The sequence below is a fragment of the Streptomyces sp. NPDC003042 genome, assembly GCF_053591315.1.
In genome coordinates this window covers 1-8,901 of record NZ_JBSFTP010000137.1, presented here as the reverse complement: position 1 = coordinate 8,901, position 8,901 = coordinate 1, and the positions used below count along the sequence as shown (strand labels likewise).

Genomic DNA, 8,901 nt, shown 5'->3' with positions numbered 1-8,901 from the left:
GCAGGCGTCGCCCGCCGGGCCAGGGCTCCCCAGGGTCGCAGGCATCACCCGGCCGGGACCGGGTCAGGCCGGGCCGGGGCCGGACGGAGCCGCAGGGTTGGGCCCTGGGTCCCGTCTGGCGCTGCCCCCCGTACGCCGCCAGTACGAGCCCGTCGCGGCCAGCAGGGCGAGCCCGTAGACGGCGAAGGCCGAGAAGCCGATCCAGCCGACCAGCACCGCATCCGCCGGTGAGGGGAAGTCGCCCGCTCTGACGCTCACCGCCCCGGCCGAGGCCAGCGCCAGGTAGCCGACGCCGAACAGGCCGTACGGCACCAGCGTGCCCACGCCGATCAGCGCGGGCCCGAGCGGAAGCCAGCGCGGGACCCGGCGCCCGCGCAGCCCGGGTATCCACCGCGGGAAGGCCTGCCCCCAGGGCCGGATCAGCCCGAAGAGCAGGAACACCCCGAGCGCGGCCAGCAGTACCGTGCCGTCCAGACCCCAGCGCTCCAGGGTGAGCCAGACACCGGACGCCCCGTTGCGCTCGGACAGCGCCAGCATCCGCGCGCCGCTGACGCCCGCGAAGGTGCCGCCCAGCGCCCAGGTCAGTTTCATCGCCGCGTACGGCGCGAACGCGAGCGTCCCCGCCCAGGCGGCCAGGTGCACCCGCCGCGACCCCGCCGACGGTGGCGGTACGCTCCCCCCTCCCCGCCCCGGCCCCAGGGCGGCGTGCGCGAGCAGCACCGCGCCCAGCAGGCCGAGCGCGTGCAGCCCCGCCGCCGCCTGATCGTCGACGCCCTGGGCGAACAGCAGCCCGACCACGTCCATCAGCAGGCTGAATCCCGCTGCCGCCGACACCCCGCAGGCGGCCCACAGCAGCGCCCTCCGCCGCAGGACCAGCCCGGCCCCGGCCACGGCGGCCGCCCCGGCCAGGCCCCAGGCGAGCAGCGGCGGCCCCGCCCCCAGCAGGGCGGCCCCGAGCGCGAGGCCGCCCGTACCGGTAGCCCAAATTCCACACATCGCAGCGGCATTCGGTCTCATGCGCCGAGCTTCGCGCCCGCCGCCGCCCGGCACGTCGGCCTCCGGGCCGATCCCTCGCCGCCCCGCTCCCCCATCAGGGGGACGGCGGGGATCAGCCGGCTTCCTCCCGGTACGCCGCCGCCTCTTCCAGGTCCAGGCGCCGCAGCAGGTCCCGCAGCATCTCGTCGTCGATCCGCCGCTCGTCGCGCAGCGCCACGAACACCTCCCGCTCCGCCCCGATCATCTCCCGCGCGAGCCGCCGGTAGATGTCGTCCGCCGACTCCCCCGTCACCGGGTTGACCTCGCCCAGCCGCTCCCACACCGCGTTGCGCCGCCGCTCCAGCACCGTCCGCAGCCGGTCCGCGAGCGGTGGTGGCAGGGTGGCGTTGGCCGGGTCCTCCAGCAGTTCCGCCAGCCGTTCCTCCGCCGCCCGCGAGGCCTGGCTCTGCGCCTGCGCCTCCGCCAGCGTCTCGGCCCGTACGTCCTTCGGCGGCAGCTTCAGCAGCCGGATCAGCGGCGGCAGCGTGAGCCCCTGCACCACCAGCGTCCCGATGACCGTCGTGAAGGTCAGGTACAGGATGAGATTGCGGTGCGGCACCGACATCGGCACGGAGAAGGCGATCGCCAGCGAGACGACCCCCCGCATCCCGGCCCATCCCACGATCACCGGCGCCTTCCAGTTGGTCTCCGGCTCCCGCTCGCGGATCCGCTCGGACACCCACCGCGGCACGAAGGTCGCCGGGAACACCCACAGGAACCGGGCCACGACCACCGCGAGGAACACCACGACCGCGTACCAGGCCGCGGCCACGCCCTCGTACTCGCCCAGCCCCTTCAGGACGACCGGCAGTTGGAGCCCGATCAGGGCGAAGACCACCGACTCCAGGACGAAGGCGATCACCTTCCACACCGCCGCCTCCTGGAGCCGCGTGGCGAAGTCGACCTGCCAGTTGCGGTGCCCGAGGTACAGGGCCACGACGACGACCGCCAGCACGCCGGACGCGTGCACCTGCTCGGCCGCCGCGTACGCCGCGAAGGGGATCAGCAGCGACAGCGTGTTCTTGAGCAGGGGATCCTTCAGCCGCTTGCGCAGCTGGTGGATCGGGACCATCAGCAGCAGCCCCACGCCGACCCCGCCCACGGACGCCAGCAGGAACTCCGCGATCCCGCCCGCCCAGCCGGCGCTGACCCCGACGGCCGCCGCCAGGGCCACCTTGTAGGCGGTGATGGCGGTGGCGTCGTTCACCAGGGACTCGCCCTGGAGGATGGTCGTCAGCCGGTTCGGCAGCCCGAGCTTGCGCGCGATGGCCGTCGCCGCGACCGCGTCCGGCGGGGCGATGACCGCGCCCAGCACCAGCGCCACCGGCAGGGACAGCCCCGGCACCACCAGGTACGCCGCGTACCCGACGGCGACCGTCGCGAAGAGCACGTACCCGACCGACAGCAACGCGACGGGCCGTACGTTGGCCCGTAGGTCCAGGTACGAGCTGTCCACGGCGGCGGTGTGCAGCAGCGGCGGAAGCAGCAGCGGCAGCACGATGTGCGGGTCGAGGGCGTACGCGGGCACGCCCGGGACGTACGCGGCGATCAGCCCGGCCGCGACGAGCAGCAGCGGCGCGGGCACCGGCGTCCGCCGGGCGAGTCCCGCGACGGCGGCGCTCCCCGCCACCAGGGCCACCAGTGGCCATACCTCCATCGAAGATCCGCCCTCACTCGTCGGCCGCCCGTACGCTGGCAATCATGAGCGAGTGCACCCACGTTGCCGACCTGCCGCGCCCCGAGCCTGTCCCGCATGCGCTGACCTGCCCCGAATGTCTGGTGCTCGACAGCCATCCCGTACAGCTGCGCATGTGCCTCTGGTGCGGATACGTGGGCTGCTGCGACTCCTCGCCCTACCGGCACGCGACCGGGCACCATCGGGAGACCGGCCATCCGGTGATGCGGAGCTTCGAACCGGGCGGGACCTGGCGCTGGTGTTTCGTCGACGGTTCGATCGTCTGAAGCGGGGTAGGTCCACCCTCCGCCGGTTCCCCAGAATTGGACCCGCAGCCCCCTAGCCACTGTGCGTACCCATGGGCTTACCATCGGTCACTGGACAGAGGCATGGCCGGCCGGGGGTGCTCCGAAGAGGGCTCCATGAGGGGTGCCGCGACACGATCGCCCGGATCGCGATAGCGTCACCGGCGAACAGAGCTCGTACCACCTTGGAGGTGAGGGTGTCCCACATCGCAGGCGAGCCCGGGACCCAGGACTTCGTGGAAGTCCGGCTGCCGGCTGAGGGTGCCTACCTGTCGGTGCTGCGAACGGCCACGGCCGGACTCGCGGCACGTTTGGACTTCACCCTCGACGAGATCGAAGACCTCCGCATCGCGGTGGACGAGGCCTGCGCGATCCTGCTTCAGCAGGCCGTGCCCGGCTCCGTCCTCAGCTGCGTCTTCCGGCTGGTGGACGATTCGCTGGAGGTGACCGTCTCGGCACCGACCACCGACGGCCGCGCACCGGAGCGCGACACGTTCGCGTGGACGGTCCTGTCGGCGCTGGCCGGCAAGGTCGAGGCCACGGTCGAGGAGGACCGGACAGTGAGCATCAGCCTCTACAAACAGCGCGGCGCGGGGCCAGGCCCGGCGTGAGCGGCGGGGAGATCCCGGTGCGGGGCGGGGATCGGCCCCGGGTACGGCACGAGGTCGACGGCGGCATCCCGGAGCAGCAGCACGCCCGGCCGCACCCGGCTGACGCGGATGCGGAAGACGGCTTTTTGGACTCGGCGGAGCGACGGGCGGGCCCTATGAGCGAGAACCAGTACGAGCAACCACAGCCACCGGAGGCCACTGCCACGGTCCCGGCGGCTCCGGCGCAGACACCGGCTCCGCCCTTGGCGCTGCCGGACCCGCGCGACCGCAGCGGCGCGCGGGCGCTGTTCTTCGAGCTGCGGGAGCTGCCCGAGGGCTCGGCGGAACGGGCGGAGCTGCGCAACCGGCTGGTCCGGATGCACCTGCCGCTGGTCGAACACCTGGCTCGGCGGTTCCGCAACCGCGGTGAGCCGCTGGACGACCTGACCCAGGTCGCCACCATCGGCCTGATCAAGTCGGTGGACCGGTTCGATCCGGACCGCGGGGTCGAGTTCTCGACGTACGCCACGCCCACCGTGGTGGGCGAGATCAAACGGCACTTCCGTGACAAGGGCTGGGCGGTGCGGGTACCCCGGCGCCTCCAGGAGCTGCGGCTCTCGTTGACCACGGCCACGGCGGAACTGTCGCAGCAGCACGGCCGCTCCCCCACCGTGCACGAGCTGGCCGAGCGGCTCGGCATCTCCGAGGAGGAGGTGCTGGAGGGGCTGGAATCGGCCAATGCCTACAGCACGCTCTCCCTGGACGTGCCGGACACGGACGACGAGTCGCCGGCGGTCGCGGACACGCTGGGGTCGGAGGACGAGGCGCTGGAGGGCGTCGAGTACCGGGAGTCCCTCAAGCCGCTGCTGGAGGGGCTGCCTCCGCGGGAGAAGCGGATCCTGTTGCTCCGGTTCTTCGGCAACATGACGCAGTCGCAGATCGCGCAGGAGGTCGGCATCTCCCAGATGCACGTCTCCCGCCTGCTGGCCCGCACCTTGGCCCAGCTGCGCGAGAAGCTCCTCGTCGAGGAGTAGGAAGCCAGGACGTACGTACGCGATGGACGGACTATCGGGCCTGTTCCCCGGGCCCGATGCCGAGCGCCTCGGTCGCCGTCGGATTCACCAGGAGCGCTACGACGGCCACCGCGGCCAGGGCCAGCGCCACGGCGGCGGCGATCATCGCGCCGCCGGTGGTCCACAGGGTCCAGGCCACCGGCATGGCCATCAGCTGGGTGATCAACGCCGGGCCGCGGCTCCAGCGGCGGCCCCGGCGCAGTCCGCGCGCCGCGACGAGCGGCAGTGCGGCGAGCGCGAGCAGGGTCAGCCCGCCGGTCTCGGCCTGCTGGGGGGAGTCCGGGTTCCCGGCGATGCCGACGAACAGCATGTAGACGCCGAGGCCGGCCAGGGCCAGGCCCTCCAGCGCGGTCAGCGCGGCGGCGGCGGTGAGCCGGCCGGGCAGCGCGCCGGGCTCGGCGGCTGCCGCTGCTGCGGTGTCGGTGGTGGCGGCGGGGGCTTTCGGGCGCGGCTTCTTACTCACCCCAGCAGGGTAGCCGCGCCCTGCGGACCCCGTACGGGACGGTCGGTAGGGGGCGCATATGCGGGGGTGGGTACTCTGGCGCTCATGCGTGCACTTCTCGTGGCCAACCCAGCAGCGACGACCACCAGTGCGCGCACGCGCGACGTCTTGACCCATGCCCTCGCCAGCGAGATGAAGCTGGAGGCGGTGACCACCGAGTACCGGGGACACGCCCGGGACCTGGGCCGCAGGGCGGCGCACCAGGGTCTCGACCTCGTGGTGGCCCTCGGCGGCGACGGCACCGTCAACGAGGTCGTCAACGGATTGCTGCACGACGGCCCCGATCCGGACCGGCTGCCGAAGCTGGCGGTGGTCCCCGGCGGCTCCACGAACGTGTTCGCCCGTGCGCTCGGGCTGCCCAACGACGCGGTCGAGGCGACCGGCGCCCTGCTGGACGCCCTGCGGGAGCAGCGCGAGCGGACGGTCGGGCTGGGCCTGGCCGCCGGCACGCCGGGCTCCTCGGACGAGTCGGTTCCGGCGCGCTGGTTCACGTTCTGCGCGGGTTTCGGCTTCGACGCGGGAGTGGTGGGGCGGGTCGAGCAGCAGCGCGAACGCGGCAAGCGTTCGACACACGCCCTGTACGTGCGACAGCTCATGCGCCAGTTCTGGGACGAGCCGAACCGCCGGCACGGCACGGTCACGCTGGAGCGCCCGGGCCAGGACCCGGTGTCGGGGCTGGTGCTGTCGATAGTCTGCAACACCTCGCCCTGGACGTATCTGGGCAATCGCCCGCTCTACGCGTCTCCGGAGGCGTCGTTCGATACCGCGCTTGACGTACTGGCGCTCGACCGTTTGTCAACTCCGGCGGTCGCCCGGTACGCCACACAGCTCCTGACCTCGACTCCTGAGCGCGGCCCGCAGGGCAAGCATGCGCTGTCCCTGCACGATCTGACGGACTTCACCTTGCATTCGAAGGTTCCGCTGCCTTTCCAGATGGACGGCGATCACCTCGGAGTGCGCACCAGCGTTCGGTTCACAGGCGTACGCCGTGCACTGCGTGTGATTGTGTGAGTGGATGACCCCAAACTCCTTTCACTCGAACGTTTACACGCCAGTACACCCCTAGGAACTAGGGCTGTGACCTACTAGACACCGACGAATCCAAAAAAACTTTCCGGAAGGGGTTGTATCCCCGTCCGAGGTTTGCGAATCTCTACATGGCGATCGGGACAGCCCGCAGAACCGGCACCCACACAGACCGCCAGAACCCCTCAACGAATCTTGGACCGCACCGGGCAACTGGGCGTCGGCCCTTCCCTCACGGGGGGATTCGTGAAAGCGTTCACATTCACAAGCAATCTGCATGTCACACAAGAGAGGTAGCAGCCATGGACTGGCGTCACAACGCCGTTTGTCGTGAGGAAGACCCGGAGCTGTTCTTCCCCATCGGCAACACCGGTCCTGCGCTGCTGCAGATCGAGGAAGCCAAGGCCGTCTGCCGCCGCTGCCCCGTCATGGAGCAGTGCCTGCAGTGGGCGCTCGAGTCCGGTCAGGACTCCGGTGTCTGGGGCGGTCTCAGCGAGGACGAGCGCCGCGCCATGAAGCGCCGCGCGGCTCGCAACCGGGCGCGCAACGCAAGCGCCTGACGTCGACTTTCGAGCCTCGAGCCGCAGCGCGTAGTACCCAAAGCAGCGCTCAGCAACGTGCTCTTGAGCCCCGGACCGGGAACATTCGGTCCGGGGCTCAGTGCTGTTCCCGGCAGATCCCGTCACACTGGGTGACGGGTCCGCTGACGGATTCGCGGACTACTTCTGCGGGCTGGCCGGTATGTCGAGGACGACCCTGGTGCCGCGCGGCTCCGCGCGGACCATGTCGAAGGTGCCGCCCAGCTCCCCCTCCACGAGGGTGCGGACGATCTGCAGCCCGAGATTGCCGGCCCGCTGGGGGTCGAACCCCTCGGGCAGACCGCATCCGTCGTCGGCCACCGTGATCAGCAGCCGCGCGTCGGCGCGGCCGGTGCCGGAGCGGGCGGCGGACACCTCGACCGTGCCGCCCTCCCCCTGGGTGAACGCGTGTTCCAGGGCGTTCTGCAGCACCTCGGTCAGCACCATCGACAGCGGAGTGGCGACCTCCGCGTCCAGGATTCCGAACCGGCCGGTGCGCCGGCAGTCCACCTTGCCCGGGGAGATCTCCGAGACCATCGCGATCACGCGGTCGGCGATCTCGTCGAACTCCACCCGCTCGTCGAGGTTCTGAGAGAGCGTCTCGTGCACGATCGCGATCGAACCGACGCGGCGCACCGCCTCGTTCAGCGCCTCGCGGCCGGTCTCCGAATCCATCCGGCGCGCCTGGAGCCGCAACAGGGCTGCCACCGTCTGGAGGTTGTTCTTCACCCGGTGGTGGATCTCCCGGATGGTCGCGTCCTTGGTGATCAGTTCACGTTCGCGACGGCGCAGTTCCGTGACGTCGCGGCACAGCACGAGGGAACCGATGCGGATTCCCTTGGGCTTGAGCGGGATGGCGCGCACCTGGATGACTCCGCCGTTGCCCTCGACCTCGGTCTCGCGGGGGGCCCAGCCGCTGGCGATCTTGACGATGGCCTCGTCCACCGGGCCCCGCGTGGGGGCGAGTTCGGCGGTGGTGTCGCCCAGGTGCTGGCCGACCAGGTCGGAGGCGAGGCCGAGGCGGTGGTAGGCGGAGAGCGCGTTCGGAGAGGCGTACGTCACCACGCCGTCGGCGTCGAGGCGGATCAGGCCGTCGCCGACGCGCGGGGAGGCGTCCATGTCGACCTGCTGGCCGGGGAACGGGAAGGAGCCCGCCGCGATCATCTGGGCCAGGTCGGAGGCGGACTGGAGGTAGGTCAGCTCCAGCCGGCTCGGTGTACGCACAGTGAGCAGATTGGTGTTGCGGGCGATCACGCCCAGGACCCTGCCCTCGCGGCGCACGGGGATCGACTCGACGCGGACCGGCACTTCCTCGCGCCACTCCGGGTCGCCCTCGCGCACGATGCGGCCCTCGTCGAGGGCGGCGTCGAGCAGCGGGCGGCGGCCGCGCGGGACCAGGTGGCCGACCATGTCGTCCTGGTACGAGGTCGGGCCGGTGTTGGGCCGCATCTGGGCGACGGAGACGTACCGGGTGCCGTCCAGGGTGGGCACCCACAGCACGAGGTCCGCGAAGGAGAGGTCGGAGAGCAGCTGCCACTCCGAGACCAGCAGGTGGAGCCACTCCAGGTCGGTTTCACTGAGAGCGGTGTGCTGGCGTACGAGGTCGTTCATGGAGGGCACGTGGCGAGCGTACCCCGGGTAGCTCATGACTTTCCCCACGGCAAATACCGAAGAGTATCCAGGAGGGCGGGAGTCCGCGTACTGTTGGAGGAAGTGACGGGATCGCAGGCCCCGTCTTTGGATAGACAGAACAGATTGGTCTAGTCCACAATTGCACTCAAGCTTCCGCCCTCCCCGCACAGGAGGACGGATCGAGGTAACCGCGCGCTCTGCCCTGACCGCGCAGGCACCTCTCACCGGCCGCCGGGAACCGCACACCCGCCGGCCGTAAGTACTCCGGGCTGCGGTGCCGGACGGGCTGAGGGTCCCGTCCCGGCACCGTGGCCCTGAGGAATTTCTGGGCCCCGTCCCAAGTCGGCCCCACCCCGCCACCCCAAGTCGGCCCCGCCCCAAGTCAGCGCGGCACTAGGTCGTGTCGTCAAAGTCCCTCCTGGCCGGTGGGGCCTGGCACGCACGCTCATCCCCCAGCCTCCGGCCGGGGGGACCCCCAGGTTGTC

General features: G+C 71.3%; 9 protein-coding genes. 5 read left to right on the top strand and 4 right to left on the bottom strand.

The genetic code is table 11. From position 1 onward, the window contains the following. Positions 1 to 63: 63 nt before the first annotated feature. Both ACWDYJ_RS35065 and ACWDYJ_RS35060 read right to left on the bottom strand, forming a co-directional pair. Entirely contained in the window at positions 64 to 996 is a 933-nt protein-coding gene (locus tag ACWDYJ_RS35065) for a hypothetical protein (protein ID WP_451569651.1), read from the bottom strand. 112 nt (positions 997 to 1,108) lie between these two features. Further along, the gene (locus ACWDYJ_RS35060; RefSeq protein WP_451569650.1) at positions 1,109 to 2,692 is read right to left on the bottom strand and encodes a Na+/H+ antiporter; all 1,584 of its coding nucleotides are present in this window, start codon (positions 2,690 to 2,692) and stop codon (positions 1,109 to 1,111) included. Positions 2,693 to 2,736: 44 nt separating this feature from the next. On the opposite strand from ACWDYJ_RS35060, the gene ACWDYJ_RS35055 reads away from it, so the two are divergent. The 3 genes from ACWDYJ_RS35055 to ACWDYJ_RS35045 all read left to right on the top strand — a co-directional run bounded on the left by ACWDYJ_RS35055 (position 2,737) and on the right by ACWDYJ_RS35045 (position 4,639). Further along, positions 2,737 to 2,997, top strand: a complete 261-nt coding sequence (locus ACWDYJ_RS35055) for a UBP-type zinc finger domain-containing protein (RefSeq protein ID WP_451569649.1) — start codon at positions 2,737 to 2,739, stop codon at positions 2,995 to 2,997. 215 nt (positions 2,998 to 3,212) lie between these two features. Next, positions 3,213 to 3,626, top strand: coding sequence for an anti-sigma regulatory factor (locus ACWDYJ_RS35050; RefSeq protein ID WP_451569648.1), 414 nt, complete (start codon positions 3,213 to 3,215; stop codon positions 3,624 to 3,626). 11 nt (positions 3,627 to 3,637) lie between these two features. After that, positions 3,638 to 4,639 (top strand): RNA polymerase sigma factor SigF, encoded by a 1,002-nt coding sequence (locus ACWDYJ_RS35045; protein WP_451569653.1) that lies wholly within the window; start codon positions 3,638 to 3,640, stop codon positions 4,637 to 4,639. A gap of 31 nt (positions 4,640 to 4,670) precedes the next feature. On the opposite strand, the gene ACWDYJ_RS35040 is transcribed toward ACWDYJ_RS35045, so the two are convergent. Next, on the bottom strand, positions 4,671 to 5,141 hold the full coding sequence (locus tag ACWDYJ_RS35040; protein WP_451569647.1) for a hypothetical protein: 471 nt from the start codon (positions 5,139 to 5,141) through the stop codon (positions 4,671 to 4,673). An 84-nt stretch (positions 5,142 to 5,225) separates the two neighbouring features. On the opposite strand from ACWDYJ_RS35040, the gene ACWDYJ_RS35035 reads away from it, so the two are divergent. Beyond that, entirely contained in the window at positions 5,226 to 6,191 is a 966-nt protein-coding gene (locus tag ACWDYJ_RS35035; protein WP_451569646.1) for a diacylglycerol/lipid kinase family protein, read from the top strand. A 317-nt stretch (positions 6,192 to 6,508) separates the two neighbouring features. After that, positions 6,509 to 6,766, top strand: coding sequence for a WhiB family transcriptional regulator (locus ACWDYJ_RS35030; RefSeq protein ID WP_003953983.1), 258 nt, complete (start codon positions 6,509 to 6,511; stop codon positions 6,764 to 6,766). 159 nt (positions 6,767 to 6,925) lie between these two features. Here the strand turns inward: ACWDYJ_RS35030 and ACWDYJ_RS35025 are convergent, their stop codons facing one another. Then, a complete protein-coding gene (locus ACWDYJ_RS35025; RefSeq protein WP_451569652.1) occupies positions 6,926 to 8,395 on the bottom strand; it encodes a sensor histidine kinase in 1,470 nt (489 codons plus the stop codon). Between the last annotated feature and the right edge of the window lie 506 nt (positions 8,396 to 8,901).

What these genes read in the sequence shown, in the direction of transcription:
- ACWDYJ_RS35065 (WP_451569651.1), bottom strand. Translation starts at nt 996, where the DNA reads ATGTGTGGAATTTGGGCTACCGGTACGGGCGGCCTCGCGCTCGGGGCC.
- ACWDYJ_RS35060 (WP_451569650.1), bottom strand. Translation starts at nt 2,692, where the DNA reads ATGGAGGTATGGCCACTGGTGGCCCTGGTGGCGGGGAGCGCCGCCGTC.
- ACWDYJ_RS35035 (WP_451569646.1), top strand. Translation starts at nt 5,226, where the DNA reads ATGCGTGCACTTCTCGTGGCCAACCCAGCAGCGACGACCACCAGTGCG.
- ACWDYJ_RS35055 (WP_451569649.1), top strand. Translation starts at nt 2,737, where the DNA reads ATGAGCGAGTGCACCCACGTTGCCGACCTGCCGCGCCCCGAGCCTGTC.
- ACWDYJ_RS35025 (WP_451569652.1), bottom strand. Translation starts at nt 8,395, where the DNA reads ATGAACGACCTCGTACGCCAGCACACCGCTCTCAGTGAAACCGACCTG.
- ACWDYJ_RS35030 (WP_003953983.1), top strand. Translation starts at nt 6,509, where the DNA reads ATGGACTGGCGTCACAACGCCGTTTGTCGTGAGGAAGACCCGGAGCTG.